This window comes from Streptomyces sp. NPDC006365 (assembly GCF_042870755.1).
Classification (GTDB): domain Bacteria; phylum Actinomycetota; class Actinomycetes; order Streptomycetales; family Streptomycetaceae; genus Streptomyces; species Streptomyces xiangluensis.
Map to the genome: position 1 here is coordinate 33,211 of NZ_JBIAHS010000030.1, position 21,068 is coordinate 54,278.

The window sequence follows — 21,068 nt, forward strand, 5'->3', positions numbered from 1 at the left end:
CTTCCGTGCCGGACATCATGTCACGGCCGCCCGTACGGCCCCCCTGCCTCCGGGGCGCGATCCCTCGTCCCTCGGCGGTCCCTGACACGGGATGACACGGGATGCGGCGCGCGATCCCCGCATGGTTCCGACCCCTTGACCGGGGGTCACCCTCATCCCTATGGTTTCGAATAGCGTCCAAGTAGAACGGTAATCGTACTCATGCTAGCACGCACAGAAGCCGAACAGCTGGTCAGCACGGTTCCGACGGAGCCCTACTTCGCCGGGCGATGGGGCAGCGGTCAGGGCATCGACACCTTCGACGTGATCGACCCGGTGACCGAACGACGGCTCACCACCGTGGCCGCCGCCGGGGCCCGGGAAGTAGACGAGGCCGTGTCCCACGCCCGGTCCGCTCTGGATGAAGGTGAGTGGGGGAGAACGGACGGAAGCGCCAGGGCGCTCCTGCTGCACCGTCTGGCCGATCTCGTCGAGGCCCGGAGCGAGGAGTTCGCGACGCTGGAGTCGCTGGACATCGGCAAGCCCGGCTTCGAGCCGCGGGCCATCGACCTGCCCCAGGCGATCGGGGCCTTCCGGTACTTCGCCGGCTGGGCCGACAAGCTGGAGGGCCGCTCCGTCCCGACGTCCTCGTACATGGGCCGGCCCACGCACAGCTACACCGTGCGCGAGCCGGTCGGAGTCGTCGCGGCCATCACGCCCTGGAACTCGCCGACCATGATCGGATCGTGGAAGATCGCGCCCGCGCTCGCCGCGGGGTGCGCCGTCGTCCTGAAGCCTCCGGAGGATGCGCCCCTCACCTCTCTTCTCCTCGCGTCGCTGATCGAGGAAGCCGGGTTCCCGGCCGGGGCGTTCAGTCTGCTTCCAGGGCTCGGAGCCGTGACGGGCCAAGCGCTCATCGACCACCCGGGGGTGGACAAGATCTCCTTCACCGGAAGCCCCGAGACGGGATACAAGGTGGCCGTGGCGGCCGCGAAGGGATTTCGGCGCACGACCCTGGAACTCGGCGGCAAGAGCCCTCAGATCGTTTTCGGGGACGCCGATCTGGACGAAGCCGCGCAGGGAGTGGCGGTCGGAATCTTCGCCAATCAGGGCGAGGTGTGTGCCGCGGGCAGCCGCATCCTGGTCGCGCGTTCCGTGTACGACGAGTTCGTCGAACGTCTGGTGGCGCGTGCCCGGGACATCAAGGTCGGAGACCCGTTCGACGAAGACACCACGATGGGCGCGTTGATCAACGCACGGCAGTTGGAGCGCGTTTCCCAGTACGTCGCGGCAGGAATCGACGACGGCGCCCGCCTGATCGCCGGGGGCGGCCGACCCGACGGCAAAGGGTTCTTCATCGAGCCGACGCTGTTCGCCGACGTGGGCAACACCATGACGATCGCCCGGCGGGAGATCTTCGGGCCCGTGGGTGCGATCATCGCGTTCGACTCGGAGTCCGAGGCGGTCGGGATGGCCAACGACAGCGATTACGCGCTGGCCGCCACCCTGTGGACGTCCGACGTGAGCAGGGCGCATGTGGTCGCTCGCCGAGTGAGGGCCGGGGCTGTCGCGATCAACGGCTGGGCGCCCCTCGACCCCCGCCTGCCATGGGGCGGTTCCAAGCTCAGCGGTCAGGGGCGGGAACTCGGCTGGGCCGGTATCGAAGCGAACACCGAGGAGAAGACGGTCACCGCCGTCCTCTCGTACGCACCGGACAAGTGAACCGGCGCCAAGCGCCTACTTCATGATCGAGCATCATCCCTCGGGAAGGGGTTTTCCGTGTCAGCACACGTGTTGGTGGTCTACTACAGCGCGACGGGGTCCGTACATCGGCTGGCGAAGGCAGTGGCCGAAGGAGCTGAGTCCGCGGGCGCCGAGGTACGGCTCCGCAGGGTCGCCGAACTCGCTCCCGCCGAGGCGATAGCCGCGAATCCGGACTGGGCCGCGCATCGGCAGGAGACGGAATCGACCGTCGAGGTGGTCGAACTCGCCGACCTGGAGTGGGCCGACGGATACGCCTTCGGCACACCGACGCGTTATGGCGCTCCGGCGGCGCAGCTGAAGCAGTTCATCGACACCGCCGGAAGTCTCTGGCAGGCGGGGAAGCTGTCGGACAAGCCGGTGACGACCTTCGTCTCCTCGGCCGAGCAACACGGCGGCCAGGAGTCGACGATCCTGTCGCTGAACAACGTCTTCTACCACTGGGGCGCGGTCATCGTCCCTCTCGGCTACACGGACGACATCGTCTACGCCGCCGGTGGAAACCCCTACGGGACATCGTGGCCCGCAGGATTCCCCTCGAACCCCCCGGACGAGGTCACGCTGGATTGCGCCCGTTTCCAGGGAGCCCGGTTGGCGCGGTTCGCGACGCTGCTCGCGGCGGACAGGGCGCAGGCGTCCGCCGCACAGGGCTGAACGGGCAGTCAGGAGCGGTGACCGTCACACCGGTCCCGCAGGGCGCCCGACGTGAACCGACGCACTGTGCCCCCTGAGTTGGGACGTCGACTCTTCGCGGGGCGTGGCGGCGAGACGTCGGCGTGCGGCTACGGCCCCGTCGCGGTGAACTGCCGTCCCGCGACGGGGCCTGCCGTCGGTCACACGGAGTCGACGTCGGTGGTGGCGAGCTTCGCGTAGACCTCCGGCCGCTTGCGGCGGATCCGCATCGCGAGTACCGCGCCGATCGCGAAGACGACCGGAGAGAGCGCGACGAGCGTCCAGTTGACGGCGGGTGGGGCGCCGGTGAAGAGATCGAGGCGGGTGCAGACCAGTCCTGTGATCACGGCCAGGAGAAGTGCGGCGGTCGCGGGTGCGGCGACCGTGCGCAGGCGTCCCGCCCCGTCGGCACCGGGATTGCGGCGGAAGAAGGCGACCACGGCGCAGGCGGCGAGCGTCTGCAGCGCGAGGATGCCGACCACTCCGGGGGTGTTCACCCACAGCAGGAACTCGTTGTACGGGTGCACACCGATCGCGGCGAAGACGGCGGTGACGACGACCGCCAGCACCGTCTGTGCGATGCCGGAGATCCAGGGCGAGCCGTGGCGGGGGTGGATGCTCCCCAGGCGGGCGGGGGCGGCGCCCTCGACGGACAGCGCGTAGCCGTAGCGGGCGATGGCGTTGTGGAAGGCGAGCAGGGAGGCCAGGAGGCTGCTGACGATCAGGACGCGCTGGAGGTCGGTGGCCCAGCCGCCCACGTAGCGGGTCATGGCGGTGAAGAACATCTCGGCGGGGTTCTGTGCCGCGGTCCCGACGGCTTTGTCGTCGCCGAAGGCCTGGACGATGACCCAGACGATGAACGTGTAGAAGAGGCCGAGGAAGCCGACGGCCAGGTAGGTGGCGCGGGGCACGGTGCGGTCGGGATCGCGGGCCTCCTCGCGGTAGAGGACGGTGGCCTCGAAGCCGATGAAGGCGGCGATGGCGAGGCCCAGCGGAGCGCTCATCTGCGAGGTGAAGACGTTGGAGGGGGCGAAGGAGGCCAGGCTCAGCCCGTCCGCACCGCCCTTGACGAGGATCGCGCCGGCCAGCAGCACCAGAATGGCGGTCTCCGCGATCAGCAGGGCGCCGAGGACCTTGGCACCCACGTGGATCGACCGGAAGCCGAGGAACCACACCACGGCGATCGCGGCGAAGGCGTAGACCGGCCAGGGCAGGTCGACGCCCAGGAGGTCGTTCGCGGTGCCGGCGGCGAAGAAGCCGAAGGCACCGTAGGTGCCGATCTGCAGGGCGTTGTAGGAGAACACCGCGAGCAGCGCGGCCCCCAGTCCGGCAGGGCGGCCCAGGCCGCGGGCGATGTACGAGTAGAAGGCGCCCGCGTTGCGGATGTGGGGCGTCATGGCGGTGAAACCGATGGCGAACAGGCACAACACGATGCCGACCGTGAGGTAGGCGACCGGGGCGCCGATGCCGCCGAAGAGGATGGCGAGCGGGGCGATACCGGCCATCACGGTGAGCGGGGCGGCGGCTGCCACGACGAAGAAGACGATGTCGGTGACGCCGAGCGCGGCGCGCTGCAGTCGGCCGGCCGGCTCCGTGCCGGGGGATGTCGGGGGCTGTTGGGGAGCGGTGGAGGTGTGGGGCTCGGTCATGGAGGTCTCCGCGTGATGCGTGAGGTCGACGGGGGAGGGGACTGACCTGGTGCGCGGTCCGGCCATAACGGCGCCTCTCGGCTACCGTCCTGCGGCAGGAATGGGGGAGGGGATGTGGGAGCCGTGCGTGCGCCGGCCGGCGAGCCAGGTGCCCAGGACGGGCAGGTGTGCGAGGTCGTGTGGAACGGTCTCGACCGGGTCGGCGGCGAGATGCACCAGGTCGGCCCACATACCGGGGCGCAGGACGCCCCACTTCTTCTCCTCGAACGCCTGGTAGGCGCATCCGGCGGAGTAGGCGGCCAGGGCGGTCGCGGTGTCGATCCGCTCCTGGGGGAGCCAGCCGCCGTCGGGGATTCCCTCCGGCGTCTGGCGGGTCACGGCGGTGGCGATGCCCCGCAGTGGTTCGTGATCGGTGACCGGCCAGTCGCTGCCGAAGGAGATGCGGGCGCCGGAGGCGAGCAGGGCGGCGATCTGGTACTGCCGCGCACCGCGTTCCGGGCCGATCTTCGGCAGGATGAGCTCGGTCATCAGCCTGTCGGGTTGGGCCCACAGCGGCTGGAGATTGGCGATCACCCCGAGTTCGGCGAAGCGGGGGAGGTCGGCGGGGTCGATCAGCTGGGCGTGGGCGATGACCGGGCGGCGGTCATGGTTGCCGTTGGTGCGCACCGCTGCCTCGATCGCGTCCAGGGCGACCCGGACGCCGCCGTCGCCGAGCGCGTGGATGTGCGGTTGGAAACCGAGGGCGTCGACCGCCGTCACGGCCTTCGCCAGCTCCGCCGGAGTCCAGTTGGCGATGCCGTGGGAGTGCGGGCAGTCGCTGTACGGCCTGAGGAGGGCGGCCGTACCGGATTCGATGACCCCGTCGGCGAAGAACTTCACGGTGTGCGCGGTGAGCAGCCCGGGGGCGGCACCCTCCACACGTCCACGCTCGGCAGCGAGCCCGGCGATCCGTTCGCGCCAGTGCTCAGGCCCCAGGAAGAAGCCGAGGTCGGCACGGACGGGAAGCCCTGAACCGCTGGTCGCCGCTGTGATCCAGACATCGGCGTGGTGCGGTTCCACCCAGGCATCCTGCACCCAGGTCACACCGGAGGCGGCGAATCGGGCGGCTGTCTCGCGCAGCGCATCCACCTGCGCTTCGTGGGACGGCTGGGGTACGAGATCAAGTACGGGCAGCACGGCACCGAACTCCCGAAGGGTGCCCAGCGGTTCGGTGGAGCCTTCCCGGCGCACTATCTCCCCGCCGTCCGGGTCGGGCGTGGCGGCGGTGAACCCGGCCCGGCGCAGCGCCTCGGTGTTCACCCACGCCGTGTGGTGATCCATCGTGCGCAGCACCACGGGCCGGTCCGGGACGGCCGCGTCCAGCCGGCGGGCGTCGAACCTGCCGCCGGGGGCGAGCCAGGCGTCGAAGCCGTCGCCGGTGATCCACTCGGCCTCGGGGTGCTCATCGGCCCAGTGCCGTACGGCCTCGACGATCCCCTCCACGGAGGTGCACTCGCGCACGGGTGCTCCGAGCAGGCCCAGACCGCCCATCACCGGGTGCACGTGTCCGTCGCCGAACGCGGGCAGCAGCGCGCCACCTCGTAGATCGACGACGGTGGTGCCCCTGCCCCTGGCGGCGAGCGCCTCCGGACCGAGCGCACTGATCCTGCTGCCCGTGACGGCGAGTGCGTCGAGCACCGGGCTTTCGGCGGCCCCGGTCCTGACGGTCCCTCCGGTGAACACGATGTCGGCCTGCATGGCGGTGACGCCCTCCCGGCTCGTACGACGAAATAACTGAAACAGATTCGGTTTCGGTAATGTAGGGCTCACTCGAACAGCCGGGAAGAGTTTTACTGAAAGTTGTTCGGTAAAGTTCCGGTGACGTCGTGCAGGCGACCGTGCCGCACGCCGAACGGGGAGACATACGAAGAGGAGCCCTCGTGCCAAGGCCGCGCACCCCTCTGCTGGACCGCCGACGCATCGGCGCGGCAGCGCTGAGACTCGCCGACGAGCAGGGCGTCCTCACCATTCCCGCCCTTGCCAGGGAGCTCGGCGTCGCCCCGTCCGCGCTCTACCACCATGTGTCCGGCCGGGGCGAGATCATCTCGCTCATGCGGGAAGAGCTGGCGCTGGAGACCAGCCCCGACGACTGGGACTCGTCACAGCCCTGGGAGCAGGCCCTGGAGGAATGGGCCCGCTCCTACCGCAAGGCCTTCGCCGCGCACCCCGGGGCGGTACCCCTGCTCGCCACCGCCCCGCTCGCCGAACCCTTCATGCACGCGATGTACGAGAAGGTCGCCGAACTCCTGCTGACCGCCGGCTTCACCACGGGCCACGTCATGCCCCTGATCAACGCGCTGGAGAGCTTCGTCCTCGGCTCCGCCCTCGACCTCGTGGCCCCGCCGGTGATGGTCTCCGACGTGATCCGCGAAACCGCCCCGCACCTCACCGCCGTACTCGACGACACCCCCACCGACCACCGCCGCGCCGAACTCGCCTTCGACATCGGTCTCCGCGCCCTGATCACCGGCCTCCGGGCGCTCCTTCCCCGGTGACGAGCTCGCACGGCCCCACACCCATCACTCAAGGCCTCACCCAGAGGAGCCCCGTCATGACCGCCTCGTTCCACGTCCTGACCACCGGCTACGCCGACACGCGGGTCGCCGGCACCGTCACCCTGCTCGTCGACGGCGCGACCGTCGCGATAGTCGACCCCGGCATGGTCGCGGACCGCCGGCTCATCCTGGACCCGCTGGCGCCCCACGGACTCGCCCCCGAGGACGTCACCGACGTGATCTTCAGCCACCACCACCCGGACCACACGCTGAACGCCGCCCTGTTTCCCGAAGCCCGCTTCCACGACCACATGGCCATCTACCAGGACGACGTCTGGGAGGACCGGAACGCCCACGGATACCGGCTCTCCTCGTCGATCACCCTGATGACCACTCCCGGCCACACCGCCGAGGACGTCAGCACCCTGGTGACGGCGGACGAGGGCCTGGTGGTCCTGACCCATCTGTGGTGGACCGCCAAGGGGCCGGCCGACGACCCCTTCGCGCCCGACCGTGATCAACTGCGGGCGGCCAGGGAGAAGGTCCTGGCTCTCGGCCCGGCCCTGATCGTGCCGGGACACGGGGCACCCTTCGTGCCGTCGGCGTCGACGCCCCTCTAGGGGCAGGATGCTGGAGGCAGCGCCCGTGACGGGTGACGGAGCGACGTGCCGGGGCGCGGCAGGAACGGGTCGGGACACCCCATGGACAACGAGCCCGACACGACCGTAGGAGCCAGGGGAGTAGCCGCACCGGACGACTTCGCGGTCGTCATCGACGCCCGCGGAGCCGTCATGATCGGGAGCGCCGGAGCCGGGCGACTGCGTCGGCAGGACGATCCGGGTCCTGCGGTCAGGGTGTGCCGTTCTCTCTCCGTACCGGGCGTCGTGTGGACCGGCGAGGGAGCAGGACCGGCTGCACGAGCCGACGCCGGTCAACACCGCTACGGGCGTTTATGAGAGCGATCAGCAGGTCGACCGCCTCGACGCTCACCCGGTCCGGGCGGAGGCTGAGCGTGGTGACGGGCGGGTTCGTCGTCGCGTAGTCCGGATCCTCACTGATGCACGCCACCAGCAGATCCCGCGGCACTCGAAGCCCATGGTGCCGGGCGGCGGCGAGGATGTTGTGGCCGGAGTCGGAGTAGACGCCGATGACGGCGTCCGGTCGTGGATCGCGGTTGAGCAGCCGGCTGACCGCCTCCCGTTCAGCCGTGAAGTAGTCGGGCAACGAGGCGTACTCCTCGACGAGGGCGGGCATGCCGTGCTCGGCGCACCAGGAGGCGTAGGCGCGTCCGATCAGGTGCGGGTACTCGTCGTCGTGCAGCGGCTGGGAGAGAGCGATCCGCCGGGCGCCGGCCTCCGTGAGGTGGTCGAGCAGGAGGCGCAGGCCCGCGTCGTAGTCGGTTTCCACCCACACGTCGCCCCAGTGCGGCCGGGGCGGCCGGCCGTCGCAGACCATGGGGATGCCACGTTCCCGCAGGAGGGAACGCACCGGGTCGTCGGCGCGCGGATCGACGTGGATGACGCCGTCCATCGGCGTGTTGAGCCACATCCACGGTGACAACGAACACGGCATCACCATGAGCAGGTAACCGCGCGCATGCGCTGCGGCGATGGCGCTCAGCGCCAGCTGTGCGTAGTACGGGATCTCGGTGTACGGGACGGGAAGGTCGCCGTATGCCGTCATGGTCAGACCGAGCACTCCGGTGCCGCCGCGGGCCAGGGAACGGGCTGTGCTGGCGGGGGCGTAACCGAGTTCGCGTGCCGCGGCGAGCACGCGCTGCCTGGTCGTCTCGGACAGCCGGCCGGTGCCGTTGAGCGCGTTCGACACCGTGGCCGTGGACACCTCGGCCCGTGCGGCCACGGCACCGAGCGTGGGGCGTTGCCAGACACGCGAGCTTCTCATGTGTACCCCAACAGCGCCTGTTGTTCCCCAACAGCCCCACGACGGCTTGTGGTTAACACCTTAATCACTCAACGTACCCGGCGACGGCGGTCAGGACGACGGCCGCCGGGTGGGGAGTTATCAGATGCCAGATGTTCACGGCGGCACCTCCGCGGCATCCGCGGGCGGCCCGCTGCACCGGCGTACGTTCCTGGCCCAGGGCATCCAGGTCTGGCACATGCACCCGCTCGGGGCGGCCGCTGCAGGGTTCCGACGGGACGGGCCCGAGTCCGGGCGGCGCAGCGCATGCGTGCGCTGAGCACCGGCCGGACACCAGGTGGTACCTGCTGCCAAGGGCAATGACCCGCGCAGACGAACGCGTCCCGGCTCACCCAAGCAGAAGCCGGAGCGCGGTCGGCAGGGCGTCAGAGGTCTCCGCGACAACGGAATCTCGTGCCCGGCGATGCGAGGTCGGAGTCGAAGCCTGTAAGGCACGGTATGGTCCGCTCGACCAGCGTGCCGATCGCGGAACAAGAAGAGCCGAGGCCCAACAGAGCCCTCGTTACGTCAAGTTTCCTTTTCCTGCCCCGACCGGGGCCGTATCAGATCAGGACGCTCGGTCCTCGCGACCTCGCGGGTGCCGGGCGCGAACGCGTCACATGGACATGAAAAGAGGAAGCGGTGGAGGCGACGAGTACACAGGTGCGGACAGGCGCCATACCTCCGGTCGTTGCGGCGCGCTGGGCGCTGTGGACGTTTGTCATCGTCAACTTGGTGATCGTCGAGGCCTTGTTCCTCGCCGCCGGGACCGGCAAGAACGGGGTGCTCACAGTCGCCAAGTTCTTCGGCCTGCACGCCGCCGTACTGATGCTGTTCCAACTGCTGTTGGTGGCCCGGCTGCCGTGGCTCGACCGCCGTATCGGCATGGACCGGTTGACGGTGTGGCACAGGTGGGTCGGCTTCACTCTGCTGTGGACCATCCTCACCCACGCCGTGCTGGTGGTGCTGGGCTACGCGAGGCTCGATGACGCGTCGATGACGAAGACGTTCTTCGCACTGGCCGGAGTGCCCGCCTCCCTGCTCGGGATGGGGGCCGCGGCGATCATCGTCGTGGTGGCCGCGGTGTCCGCCCGGAATGTCAGACGGCGGCTTCGGTATGAGACCTGGCACGGCCTGCATCTGCTGCTGTACCTGGCGTTGGGACTGGCATTCGTCCACCAGCTGCAGGAGACCACGACGTTCAGCTATTCCGCGCCCGCGATGCTCTACTGGTGGGCCCTGTGGCTGTTCGCGTTCGGTGCCCTGGTCACGGGGCGGATCGTGATGCCTCTGTGGCGCAACGCCTATCACCGATTCGAGGTCACGGCGGTGGTGCCGGAGTCGGACGACGTGGTGTCGGTGCACGTCACCGGCCGCCACCTCGACAGGCTGCCGGCCAGGGCGGGCCAGTTCTGCATCTGGCGGTTCCCCGGGCACAACCACTGGTGGCTGGCCAATCCGTTCTCGCTTTCGGCGGCACCCGACGGCCGCACGTTGCGCCTGACCGCCAAGGCGGTCGGCAGCACCAGCGCCGGCCTGCGGCACGTCCCGGTCGGGAGCCGCGCCTTCGTCGAGGGGCCGTACGGGGCGTTCACCTCGTTGCATCGAACGCGGCCCGGAGCGCTGCTGATCGCCGGAGGAGTGGGGATCACGCCGGTTCGAGCCCTGTTGGAGGATGAACCGGCCGGTGACGTCGTCGTGCTCTACCGGGTGCGCAGCGAGGACGACGCGGTGCTGGTCGACGAGGTACGAACTCTGGTCGCGGACCGCGGCGGGCGGCTGCACCTGCTCACCGGCCGCACGGGGGAGGGCAGCCCGCCGTTCGAGCCCGACAGCCTCCTCGCCCTTGTTCCCGACATAACCGACCGCGACGTCTACGTCTGTGGCCCGCCCGCGATGACCTCGACCGTGCTCAGCACCCTGCGCAGGCTGAAGGTTCCTCACCGGCAGGTGCACGCCGAACGGTTCGGCCTGGCCTGACGGGCGGGGGGCGGCGGGCGCGATCGAAGCCTCAGCGCAATCCACGGGCTCCGCCCCGCCGCCCCCCGGTGCGGTTCCGAAATCCTGTGTCCCGTAGCCGTCGCGCTCGCTGGGGTGCTCATCCGGCAGCGGCTGTTCTGCCCAGATCGTCTTGCCGTCGGAGGCACTTGAGCTCGGCCGACGCTCTTCCTCGCTGAGCTCTCTTCACCCCGACGGGCACCACCGGTGTGCTGGCCATCGCCGTGAACTTGAGTGGTGTTCCGCGCCGTGAACCGCACAGGGCCGATCACCAGGCCCAGGTGATCACACCGTGCAACCGGACCCGCTTCGATGCCGCCACCATCGCACTGGCCCGCAGCGCCGACCGTCCTTCCACCGAGGAACACTGCCGGGACCCACCCCGTCGGTCTCAGTCCGCGCTGAGGGGAATCCGCAGCCGCACCCGATAGCCGCCCTCCGCGGTCGGGCCTGCCTCCAGGGTGCCGTGCAGGATGTCGGCCCGTTCCCGCAGGCCGACCAAGCCGTGCTGTGAACCGGGGAGGGACAAGGAGGGACGTGTGGGCGGGGTGTTGGTGACGGTCACTCCGACGTCGTCGCCGTCCTGCCACAGTTCGACGCAGCCTGTGGCGCCGGGGGCGTGCTTGCGGACGTTCGTCAGCGCCTCCTGGACCGTGCGGTAGAGGGCCCGTTGGGCGGGCGTGCCCACGGTGGGCGGAAGCTCACCCGACAACTGCGCCTGGGTACCGCTTGATTCCACGAGTTTGCGCAGGTCGGCCAGGGTGGGCTGAGGAGTCAGCTCGGTGGCCCGGCCGCCGGAGGCGCGCAGCAGCGTGACCATGGTGCGCAGTTCGTCGAGCGTGGTGACGCTCAGCGAACGGATCGTGCGGGCGGCCTCTTTGGCCTCCGCATCCTCGGTGGCGACCTGCAGCGCTCCGGCCCGTACGGCGATCAGGCTGACCTGGTGGGAGACCACGTCGTGCATCTCGCGGGCCAGCTGGGCGCGTTCGCTGGCGAGCACGGCCTGGGCGTGCAGCACCCGCTCGTGCTCCCTGGCCTCCTCGACCTCGGCCAGCCGCCGCGCCAAGTCCCGGTGTGCCTGGACGAGTTGACCGAAGAGGACCGGGGCGGCAGCGGTCGCCAGGCTGTACACGAAGTAGATCATCGTCATGGTCCGGTCGACGTCGGTGAGGCTCGCCAGGGGCCACGGAGCGCTGCTCACGACTGCGGCCAGGGCGACGCACACCGCGAGGAGAGGGCGGTTGCGGGAGCGTACGGCCAGGGTGAACAGCGCCACGAGGGGAGCGATGGCGACATCCTGCGTCAGCGCGATGGGCAGGGTGAGCAGGAAGACGACGAGCGGGAACCTGCGCCGGAAGGCCAACGCGGCGCAACCGAGCGCGGCCAGCGCGACGCCGAGGCGCGTGGCGTCCCACAACATCAGCCATACGTCCACGGCTGCGACCGCCACCAGGACGATGTCGACGACCGGCGCGGGCACACGCTCCCACAGGGCGCGTGCGCGATTCATCGTGTGGCCTCCGGCTGCGGGTGCTCGTCGAGCAGTCCGGCCCGCTGCGCCAGTAGTGCGGCCTGCACCCGGCTGGTCACCCGCAGTTTGGTGAGGATCGCGCTGACGTGGTCCTTGACCGTGCCGGCGCCCAGGTGGATGCGCGCCCCGATGTCGGCGTTCGACAGCCCCTCGGCCACCAGGACGAGGACGTCGACCTCGCGGGCGGTGAGGAGCCGGACGCGTGCCGCCTCCTCGTCGACGGCCGCCTCGGTGCCGGGGTGGCTGTGCAGGAGTGTCCGGGACGCCTTGGGGGAGAGCACCACGCCGCCCGCGGCCAGAGTGCGCACCAGGTGGGCGAGCTGCTCCGGTTCGGTGTCCTTGAGCAGGAAACCGGCCGCGCCGGAGTGCAGCGCGGTCAGGATGTATTCGTCGGCGTCGAACGTGGTCAGCATCGCCACCACCGGAGCGTCCGGCATGGTCCGCAGCTCGCGCAGGACGGTGAGCCCGTCGACGTCCGGCATCCGGATGTCCAGCAGAACCACGTCGGGCCGCTCCCGGCGGACGGTCGCGACGGCGTCGCCGCCGTTCGCGGTCGCGACGACCTCGATGTCCTCGGACGCGCCCAGGATGAGCCCGAAACCCGACCGGACCAGGGCCTCGTCGTCCACGACCACCACCCGAACCACCCCGTTCACGCGCGCTCCGCCTCACCTTCGTCCATGCCGTCCGGCTCTTACCGCCTCGACCTTAAAGCTCCGGAGAGCCCCCGTAGCTCCTCGAACGGCAACTCCAGCCACCCGGCGGGGTATGACCCTCCGGTCGGCAGGGCACCGCAGCCTTTCGCCGGATACTCCGCGGCCCGCCCGTTTCCAGACTGAGCGCCATGACACAGCACTCGGCTACCGCGACGCCCCCCGGTCGACACGAAGTCCCCGATACGCGAGAGAGCATCATGGCGGTCATGGTGTTCGCGACCCTCCGGGGCGCCCGATGGGGCGCCGACGTGGGGAGCAGGCTCGGAGCGCTGCGTCGACGGGCCACGGAGCGCTCCGAGCGAGCCGGTCAGAACTGGCAGGTGTCCATCCAGCGCGTGACCAGGGAAGTGTTGTTCTTGTCGGCTTCGCGGGCGGGACCGCACAGGAACTGGCTGAAGCGGGTGTCGGCACGCAGCCAGAGGCTGAAGAACGACACGATCCACTTGCCCTGCTTGGCCTTGTTGCCGTAGCCCGTCATCGGACACAGATGGTCGCCTGGAACCTCGATGTACAGCTTCTCGGCCTGGGACATGGAGTTGTACCAGGGCACCGCGTAGCTGTTGCCGCCTGCGACAGCGTCGCTTTGACAGGTCATGAAGAAGGTGGGCTCGGTGACTGCGGAGAAGTTCCCGTTCACGTAGTACGGGGCCGTAGGCACGCCCGCCCGGAAGCGCGAGTCGTCCCGGAGGGCCGCCATGACGCCACCGCCGCCCATCGAGTGACCGGTCGCGCCCAGGGTGCCGTTGAGCTTCCCCGATATCGGGTTGCCGGTGGCGTTGCCGAGCGCGAGTAGCTGGGTGCCGGCGGCGGTGATCTGGCGGCCGCGCGATTCGGGATCGTCGGTGAGTGTGTTGGTTCCGACGTTGATGACGACGAAGCCCCAGGAGGCGAGGCGGGGCGCGAGCCACTGCAGGTTCTGCTGTGTGCCCTGATAGCCCGGCATCAGTACGACGCCCGGGTACGAGCCCCTGGTCGTCGGGTATGTGACGGTGCCGGAGCCGTACCCGCTCGGGTTGGGAACGGTGTAGGTGGCGGTGGTCAGCGGCCCGTTGGTGGCCTCGAGGGACGCGGTCGTCGGGTCAGGGATCCCGTTGCCCGGAGGGGTGCCGCCACCGGAGCCGTACACCTGGAACTCCCACAGCGAGTAGCCGTAGGCGGTGCCGCGCTGGGTGCCGTAGACGCGGACGTACCGGCCGCTGCCGTTCACGTCGAGGGTCTGCACGCCGCCGGTGCCTGTCGTGGTCGAGTAGATGGTGGTCCAGGCGGTGCCGTTGTCGGAGGTCTGGATCTGGAACGCGCGGGCGTAAGCGGCCTCCCAGCGCAGCACCACTTGGCTGAGGGTGGCGGTGGCGCCGAGATCCACTCTGAGCCACTGCGGATCACTGAACGTGCTCGACCAGCGCGTCGCGGTGTTGCCGTCCACCGCCGCCGACGCGGGGGTGGACGCGTTCTCGGTGGACGAGGAGGTCGCGGGCTTGCCCTGGGACAGCAAGTCGGCGGCGGCCGCCGGCGGGGCGGTGACTGTCAGCAGAGTCAGCGCCAAGCCGATGGTGGTTGCCAGTGCGATCAGTGCCGTCATGGCACGGGAGCGGGTCCGTAACGGCGCGGTCGAGTCGGTTGAAGAACTGGATGGACGCATTGATTTACCTCCGGGAAGCGGTGAGAGCGGTAACCGGATAGCGACGTGCGCCCGCACTGTGAGCGCTGCCGGAATCGCCAGTGCCGGCTACCGGGACTGTTCGAAGAGCCAGTCGATGACCACGTCGTTCTCGTACGTCTGGGCCCATGACAGGTGTGGGTTCACCGGTGTTGTTCCGGGCGTGTAGCTCGTGAACAGGACGTGACTGCGCGTGGCCCGGGCCTCCCGCAGGAGCGCCCTGGAACGGGCCTCGAACTGTGCTTTCGGCAGATCGTTGGCCCAGTCCCCACGGGTGACTCGTGCACCGGCGGTCTCCAGCGCGTTCATCAGTGTCCAGGTGCCGGGATTGCCGAACCGGCCCTCCCGGTAGGGGACGACCGGGTCGTCGACGGAGTGGTCGGCCCAGATCGGGATGTGCGTGATCCTTTCCATGGCGGCCGGGTCGCCCCAGCCGGCCGTGGGCAGGGCTGCCGCGAACACGTCGGGTCGCTTCGCCAGCAGGCTGTAGATACCGCGCCCACCCGAGGACAGACCGACGAGATAGAGCCGGGCTGTGTCCACGTTCCGGGAGTGCTCGCTCACGAAGGTGTCGATGAGTTCGGTCAGCGCGGCCTGGACCTTGGCGTCGGTCCAGTCCGTGCCGTCGGGTCCGTCCATGGGGCGGGGCAGGGGGATCTGCGGAGAGAGGACGAAGGCGGGGTCGCGGCGCTGTCGTTCCGGTTTGGCGAACGTGACCGCGATCCGGTTGGAGGTGAGCTGGGTCATGTTGTTGTCCGCGACTTCGCCACCGCCGTGCAGGGTGACGACAAGCGGGTACCTCGTGCGCGTCCGAGGGTTCCGTACGAATCCCTCAGGCTGGTACAGCCGGAAGTCCAGTTCGAAACCTGCGGAGTCGGTGAAGGAACCGGCGGCGAAGTCGTCCACCACGGGATTGATGACGTCGTCGTTCCGGCTCGCGAACGGACCGGCCTTGAGCACGGGTTCACCGCCCCGGGTGCGCACGTCCTCCACCTGTCTGACGGAGTACGCGCGGTCGAGCGGAAGGGGATCGGTGCCGGCGGCCCGCGCGTTGGAGTCGTTCGGGTCGAGTTCGATGATCAGGCGATCACCCGGCCGTCCGGGGTGAGATCGGTCGTCCACTTCGGCGGTGGCGTTGGAGTAGACCCGGGTCACCGTGCGAGCCGCTGTTTGCCCGCCCACAGTGGCCTTCACCTGGAAGGCCGAGGGCGGGATCACCCCGCCGCGTAAGTCGATGCGATGCGAGTACTGGATGGCGACGGCTGTCACCAGCCAGTTGTTCCTCGGCGTCACCCGCGTGACGAGGTCCGTTCGCAGGACCGGATTGAGGCCAAAGGCCGCTTGTCTTCCTTCAGATGTGGCTGTCGTGGTGTCGGCGGCCGCGGGGGTTGCCGTGCTCACGGCCGGCGCCGCGACGGCACCTGCGGTGACGGCGAGCACCGTACGTCTGGTGATCCATCTCATGGGTCCTCTTCTCGGTCGCTGGGGCACCCGGGCCAGGTGCCTCTGTGTGTGGATCCGGTCGCCCGGCTCGGGCTCACGGAGCGGGCGGCACATTCGAGACTTGAGCGGGCATGCGGCATGTGCGGTGGCTGCTCTTGGCATGCTCGTCGCGCAGCGCCTGTTGCTGTTCCCAGGTGGGATGGTTGACCAGCACCGCGATCGCGAACCCGAGGACGAACAGCACGGGAAGCGGCATCACTTCCTGGATCAGGCAGACCACGAGGGCCACGGTGAGCAGGAGATCGCAGATGTTCAGCCAGGTCCCCACCGAGGCGCGTTCGACCATGGTGAGCAGCAGTAAGACGGCGATCGCAGCGAAGCACAGGGCTGCCGGCATGGCGGCGCTCGCTTTCTCGGGGACGACCTTCGGCGGCGGTGGGCGGGGCTGTGCGCGGGCAGGCCGAGGTGCTATGCGAGAGTTTCCGAGCACGGGCGGATCGGTGTCCAGCATCAAACCGAGATCGGTCCATGCGACAAGCGCATCAATGCAAGCGGGCGCCCTATGCCGGTCTCCCCGCTGCGCCGGGCCCCTTTGGCCGGCATCGCGGGCAGAATGGACGCGCGCCGCCTCTCGACCAGACCCGCTTACGGCTGCCTCGTGCGCCCGCGCTGACGCTGCGCTGGCCGGAGGGGGTTCGTCTTGGTGGCGCTCGGCGCTGAGGGCGGCGGCTGAGCAACGAGCAAGACCGTCGTGACTGATCTCTGTACGGGCCCCGTCCGGACGTCGTTCGGTCTGACCCGGTTCTGCTTGTTGACGCGGACAGCCACGCCACGCCACCTTGAACAATGTGGGCAAGAGGTCGATTGACGATTTCCGCGCTCGGAGGCGGTTGAGTATCGATGTCGGCGCCATCGGTAACGGCTGACAACGCTGTGGAGCCCCTTGTCTCGCCGGTCAACTCACACAACGAGTGGGACCCGCTGGAGGAGGTCATCGTCGGGCGTCTCGAGGGCGCGACGATCCCCTCCCACCACTCGGTCGTGGCCTGCAACATGCCACCATGGGCGGCGCGATTGCAGGGGCTCGCCGCCGGCTTCAGGTATCCGCGCGTGCTGATCGAGCGGGCGCAGCAGGAGCTCGATCAGTTCATCGCTCTCCTGCGGTCCCTCGGCGTCACGGTCAGGCGCCCGGACGAGGTCGACTACAGGCGAAGCTTCGGCACCCCCGACTGGTCGTCGCGCGGTTTCTGCAACACCTGCCCGCGGGACAGCATGCTCGTGATCGACGACGAGATCATCGAGACCCCGATGGCATGGCCGTGCCGGTATTTCGAGACCCATTCATATCGCGCGATCCTCAAGGACTACTTCCGGCGGGGCGCACGCTGGACGGCCGCACCCAAGCCGCAGCTCACCGACGAACTGTTCGACGCGGATTTCCGTATACCCAGGGCCGACGAGCCGGTGCGCTACATCCTGACCGAGTTCGAGCCGGTATTCGACGCCGCGGACTTCGTGCGCGCGGGACGCGACCTGTTCGTCACACGGAGCAACGTCACCAACCAGATGGGCATCGAGTGGTTGCGCCGACATCTCGGCCCCGGATATCGCATCCACGAGATCGAGAGCCGCTGCCGCACGCCCATGCACATCGACACCACGTTCGTGCTGCTCGCGCCCGGCAAGGTACTGGTCAATCCGGATTACATCGACGTCGACCGCCTGCCCGACGTGCTGAACTCGTGGGACATCCTGATCGCCCCCGAGCCCAATCCGATCTACGAGCCCTTGCTCAGGATCACCTCGATGTGCGGCAAGTGGCTCAGCATGAACGTTCTCATGATCGACGAGAAACGGGTGATCGCGGAGCGGCACCACACCGACATGCTGCGCGCGCTCGAAAGGTGGGGGTTCGAGCCGATCCCCTGCGACCTGCGGCACTACGCGCCGTTCGGCGGATCGTTCCACTGCGCGACACTCGATGTCCGGCGTCGCGGCACGCTCGAGTCCTATTTCGACTGATCCGCCCGCCGATGGCGCGTGCCAAGGGCCCGGACGCGCCATTGCAGCTGAGGGCGGTGGTTCGCCCAGGCGGACCTTCGAACGAACCCCGGCGGGCTGATGGCCGAGGATCGCGTTCCCGTCGCCGGCGGAAACCGGCGCTGTCTCGCCACCGTCCTCACTTCCGGGGCCGGCGGCTGAGGCATCAGCCTTCGAGCAGGTCGCCGGAAGAGAGCTCCCCGAGCCCGTCGCCGGTCGGCCGTCCCCTGTCGACGCGTGCCGCGGCTGCGGATCCCGGTTGCCCAGCAGGCCAAGCCCCGTAGGATCCGCCATCAGAGGCGGCGCCCCACCCAAGCAGATCAGCGGCTGAACCCCGCAGCCACGGGCGGGTGCCTGAGCACGGGGCTCCCGCCGGGCAGCGCGCCTTTTCGCAGCCGTGACCGTCCGATCGGGAGGACACCATGCGCACGGACTGGGACGCCTTGGGGCGGCCCGGCGGTGGCGTGCTCCCGCTTCGCGCGCGCCTCCGCCGGGCCGACGCCGTTGTCAGGCCGCGGAGGGCGTGGAGTACGACGGGTTCGGTGATCCGGGAAGCCAACCGGCGCGGTGCGGGCGTCGCCCACGCCCACAGGGCAACGTCCGCCCCCTGTTCAGAGCCCGGGTCACTGACATCGTGGCGCGTGAACAGACGGTGCTGGTCGACCACTTCAAGAGCCCTGAGGAGTTCCGCGACTACTTCAAGGCGCGCTACGGTCCGACGATCGCCACCTACCGAGCCATCGCCGATGACCCCGCCCGCACTGCCGCGCTGGACCGTGACCTCGCCGAACTGGCCCGGCGATACGACCAAGGGGCCGGTAGCACGGCCATGGAGTGGGAGTACCTGCTGTTCACCGCCCGCAAGTCAGGTGGCGCGGTGCATGCTTGACCCTGCGAACGGGCGGGCAGCGGCGTCCGCGTTTCGAGGATGAGCACCGCCCGCCCTTCACACCCCTGGCCCGGCCGAGGGTGAGCAGCTCACACAGCAAGGAACCCCCCCCATGAACGACGACGTCGCGGCCTCCTGTCGGCTCATGCCGGGTGCGCCGGACTCTCCGGTGATCCTGCACGTGCCGCACTCCTCGCGGGCGATACCTGAGGACGTACGGGCCGGGATCGTGCTCGACGATCGAGCGCTGGAGCGGGAGTTGGATCACATCACCGACTCGCACACCGCTCGGATCGCGGCGGAGGCCGCCTCTCGTACCGCCACTGAGCCCTGGCGGTTCGTCAACCAGCTGTCGAGGCTGGTCATCGACCCCGAACGGTTCCCGGACGAGCGGGAGGAAATGCTGGCCGTCGGCATGGGCGCGGTCTACACACGGACCACACACGGGGAGGAGCTGCGCCTGGCCGACTACGACGGACAGCCGCTCGTCGAGCGGTACTTCCACCCGTACGCCGCCGCCGTGACGGACGCCGTGACCCAGCGGCTGGACGCGGCCGGGCGGGCCGTGATCATCGACGTCCACTCATATCCGACCGAGCGCCTGCCCTACGAGCTCCACGGCAACGGACCCCGGCCGCCCGTCTGCCTGGGCCGGGACGCCTTCCACACCCCGGCCGATCTGCTGGCCCACGCCGAGAAGGTGTTCGCGGGCTTCGGTGGCACGGGAGTCAACAGTCCCTTCAGCGGGACGTACGTCCCGCTGAAGTACTACGGGAACGACCCACGGGTCAGCGCCCTGATGATCGAGATTCGGCGGGACGTCTACATGTCCGAGCCGGGCGGCCCGGCCGGCCCTGGCCTCGACGCGCTCGCGGGCGCGCTCGCCGAATTGGTCGACATGGCGAGTACGACCGGCGCGACCGGCGCGGCACGGCCCTGACGCACGCCCGGCCTCCACCATGAACGGTCGGTTCCGCCGACCGCTCACCGACCGCTCCGCACCTGGATCACCCGAGGAGGGGACGTTCTCCTCGTTCGAGGGCATCGGCTGGGCCATACCGAGGCTGCTGAGCCGGTCGCACATCCGGAGCGGGAGGGGCACGCTGGAATCAGCCACTCGCGCTGCTCGGGCCCGCCGGTGCGGGGACGAGTTCGTACGCCGGTGCACGGGAACAGGACGAGGTGACCACGGATGCGCCACGGGGTCGTGCCACCACTGCGCCTGGCCTGCCGGGGCCCTTTCGGCGAGGAGCGGAGCGGCGGGCATGACGGGCCTGGCGGACCCGGGGAACCCATAGAACCCCTCGGATCGTCGAGCCCGTCTGAGCCGGCCGGCTCGCCGGATCCTCCGGATTCTTCCGGGGCGACTGATTCTCGGGTCCCCCCGGACACGGCCGACCCGGTGCGCGCAGGCAGGAGCCACCTTCGCAGCCGCGGGCGCCGTTCGCGGGAACTGGGCCGCTTCCTCCACATCAGGAGTGCGCGCGTATGGCAGCGCGGCAGGGAGGTGGAGCTGCTGCACCGGGCCATGGGCTTCGCGGCGCTGGGACTGGTGACGATCGCCCCGCTGCTGATCGTGGTCGCGGCGACCGCCCCGATCCAAGAGCGTGGCTTTGCCCAGTGGGTCGTGGACGGCATGGGGCTGTCCGGGCGTCCCGCCGAATCCGTGCAGGACCTCTTCGCCGCACCCCGCAAGGTCCTGAGCACGACCAGCGTCCTGAGCGTGGTGCTGCTCGCGCTCTTCGGCGTGCCGTTCGCGGGCAGTGTCCAGACCGGTTACGAAAAGGTGTGGGGCCTGGCGGCCGGGCGCTGGCACACCGTATGGCGACGCGTGGCGTGGCTCGCCGCGCTGACGGCCTACCTCTTCGCCGTAGCGCACAGCGCGGACGTCCTGGGGCCGGGAGTCCTGGGCACATGGGCCCGCATCGCACTGTCCTCGCTGCTCGGCGCGCTCTTCTTCTGGTGGGGGCAGCGTTTCCTGCTGGGCGGACGGATCTCATGGCGCGCCCTCCTGCCGGGCGCCATCGCCACGATGGTGGGCCTGGGTGGCCTGCGCCTGTTCTCCTCCCTGGTCTTCTCCCCGCTCATCGTGAGCAACGCGGTCTCGTATGGTTCGGTCGGCACCGTCCTGATCGTGACGTCCTGGTTGGTCGGTGTCGGCTTCGTGGTCTTCGGCGGCGCCCTGGTCGGCCGCTACTGGTACCTCCACGAGCCGCACCACATTCCGCATCCGCACGCCCGGTCCGGGAAGCGCTGACGTGAGGCCGGCGCAGGAGGTC

General features: G+C 69.5%; 18 protein-coding genes. 10 read left to right on the forward strand and 8 right to left on the reverse strand.

Annotated features, from left to right (window positions below; all coding sequences use genetic code 11):
* The first annotated feature begins 201 nt into the window (after positions 1–201).
* On the forward strand, positions 202–1,701 hold the full coding sequence (locus ACFYO0_RS43855; RefSeq protein WP_388687454.1) for an aldehyde dehydrogenase family protein: 1,500 nt from the start codon (positions 202–204) through the stop codon (positions 1,699–1,701).
* 57 nt (positions 1,702–1,758) lie between these two features.
* Entirely contained in the window at positions 1,759–2,394 is a 636-nt protein-coding gene (gene wrbA, locus ACFYO0_RS43860; RefSeq protein WP_388687455.1) for an NAD(P)H:quinone oxidoreductase, read from the forward strand.
* 179 nt (positions 2,395–2,573) lie between these two features.
* Here wrbA and ACFYO0_RS43865 read toward each other — a convergent pair whose 3' ends face one another.
* Both ACFYO0_RS43865 and ACFYO0_RS43870 read right to left on the reverse strand, forming a co-directional pair.
* Positions 2,574–4,061 (reverse strand): APC family permease, encoded by a 1,488-nt coding sequence (locus tag ACFYO0_RS43865; protein ID WP_388687457.1) that lies wholly within the window; start codon positions 4,059–4,061, stop codon positions 2,574–2,576.
* An 81-nt stretch (positions 4,062–4,142) separates the two neighbouring features.
* Complete coding sequence (locus ACFYO0_RS43870) at positions 4,143–5,798, reverse strand: amidohydrolase (protein ID WP_388687458.1); 1,656 nt, start codon at positions 5,796–5,798, stop codon at positions 4,143–4,145.
* A 182-nt stretch (positions 5,799–5,980) separates the two neighbouring features.
* Between ACFYO0_RS43870 and ACFYO0_RS43875 the strand changes: the two genes are divergently transcribed.
* Together ACFYO0_RS43875 and ACFYO0_RS43880 are read left to right on the forward strand one after the other, a co-directional pair.
* The gene (locus ACFYO0_RS43875) at positions 5,981–6,595 is read left to right on the forward strand and encodes a TetR/AcrR family transcriptional regulator C-terminal domain-containing protein (protein ID WP_388687460.1); all 615 of its coding nucleotides are present in this window, start codon (positions 5,981–5,983) and stop codon (positions 6,593–6,595) included.
* A 56-nt stretch (positions 6,596–6,651) separates the two neighbouring features.
* The gene (locus tag ACFYO0_RS43880; protein ID WP_388687462.1) at positions 6,652–7,215 is read left to right on the forward strand and encodes an MBL fold metallo-hydrolase; all 564 of its coding nucleotides are present in this window, start codon (positions 6,652–6,654) and stop codon (positions 7,213–7,215) included.
* 229 nt (positions 7,216–7,444) lie between these two features.
* Here ACFYO0_RS43880 and ACFYO0_RS43885 read toward each other — a convergent pair whose 3' ends face one another.
* A complete protein-coding gene (locus ACFYO0_RS43885; protein ID WP_388687464.1) occupies positions 7,445–8,497 on the reverse strand; it encodes a LacI family DNA-binding transcriptional regulator in 1,053 nt (350 codons plus the stop codon).
* A gap of 124 nt (positions 8,498–8,621) precedes the next feature.
* Here ACFYO0_RS43885 and ACFYO0_RS43890 point away from each other — a divergent pair, with 124 nt between their 5' ends.
* A complete protein-coding gene (locus ACFYO0_RS43890; protein ID WP_388687466.1) occupies positions 8,622–8,795 on the forward strand; it encodes a hypothetical protein in 174 nt (57 codons plus the stop codon).
* 362 nt (positions 8,796–9,157) lie between these two features.
* Positions 9,158–10,495 (forward strand): ferric reductase-like transmembrane domain-containing protein, encoded by a 1,338-nt coding sequence (locus ACFYO0_RS43895; RefSeq protein WP_388687468.1) that lies wholly within the window; start codon positions 9,158–9,160, stop codon positions 10,493–10,495.
* Positions 10,496–10,904: 409 nt separating this feature from the next.
* Here ACFYO0_RS43895 and ACFYO0_RS43900 read toward each other — a convergent pair whose 3' ends face one another.
* The 5 genes from ACFYO0_RS43900 to ACFYO0_RS43920 all read right to left on the reverse strand — a co-directional run bounded on the left by ACFYO0_RS43900 (position 10,905) and on the right by ACFYO0_RS43920 (position 16,257).
* On the reverse strand, positions 10,905–12,023 hold the full coding sequence (locus tag ACFYO0_RS43900) for a sensor histidine kinase (protein ID WP_388687470.1): 1,119 nt from the start codon (positions 12,021–12,023) through the stop codon (positions 10,905–10,907).
* The gene (locus ACFYO0_RS43905; RefSeq protein WP_388687532.1) at positions 12,020–12,691 is read right to left on the reverse strand and encodes a response regulator; all 672 of its coding nucleotides are present in this window, start codon (positions 12,689–12,691) and stop codon (positions 12,020–12,022) included. Before ACFYO0_RS43905 ends, ACFYO0_RS43900 begins: the two co-directional genes overlap by 4 nt.
* A gap of 376 nt (positions 12,692–13,067) precedes the next feature.
* Positions 13,068–14,339, reverse strand: a complete 1,272-nt coding sequence (locus ACFYO0_RS43910) for a discoidin domain-containing protein (RefSeq protein ID WP_388687472.1) — start codon at positions 14,337–14,339, stop codon at positions 13,068–13,070.
* Positions 14,340–14,486: 147 nt separating this feature from the next.
* On the reverse strand, positions 14,487–15,881 hold the full coding sequence (locus ACFYO0_RS43915; protein WP_388687474.1) for a prolyl oligopeptidase family serine peptidase: 1,395 nt from the start codon (positions 15,879–15,881) through the stop codon (positions 14,487–14,489).
* 73 nt (positions 15,882–15,954) lie between these two features.
* Positions 15,955–16,257 carry a hypothetical protein gene (locus ACFYO0_RS43920; RefSeq protein ID WP_388687476.1) on the reverse strand — a complete coding sequence of 101 codons (303 nt, stop codon included), beginning with the start codon at positions 16,255–16,257 and terminating at the stop codon, positions 15,955–15,957.
* A 503-nt stretch (positions 16,258–16,760) separates the two neighbouring features.
* Between ACFYO0_RS43920 and ACFYO0_RS43925 the strand changes: the two genes are divergently transcribed.
* From ACFYO0_RS43925 to ACFYO0_RS43940, 4 genes are all read left to right on the forward strand, one after another.
* On the forward strand, positions 16,761–17,882 hold the full coding sequence (locus ACFYO0_RS43925; RefSeq protein WP_388687478.1) for an amidinotransferase: 1,122 nt from the start codon (positions 16,761–16,763) through the stop codon (positions 17,880–17,882).
* Between the two features lie 652 nt (positions 17,883–18,534).
* Positions 18,535–18,789, forward strand: coding sequence for a hypothetical protein (locus ACFYO0_RS43930; RefSeq protein ID WP_388687479.1), 255 nt, complete (start codon positions 18,535–18,537; stop codon positions 18,787–18,789).
* Positions 18,790–18,901: 112 nt separating this feature from the next.
* Positions 18,902–19,729 (forward strand): N-formylglutamate amidohydrolase, encoded by an 828-nt coding sequence (locus tag ACFYO0_RS43935; RefSeq protein WP_388687481.1) that lies wholly within the window; start codon positions 18,902–18,904, stop codon positions 19,727–19,729.
* Positions 19,730–20,191: 462 nt separating this feature from the next.
* A complete protein-coding gene (locus ACFYO0_RS43940; protein ID WP_388687482.1) occupies positions 20,192–21,046 on the forward strand; it encodes a ribonuclease BN in 855 nt (284 codons plus the stop codon).
* Positions 21,047–21,068: the final 22 nt, after the last annotated feature.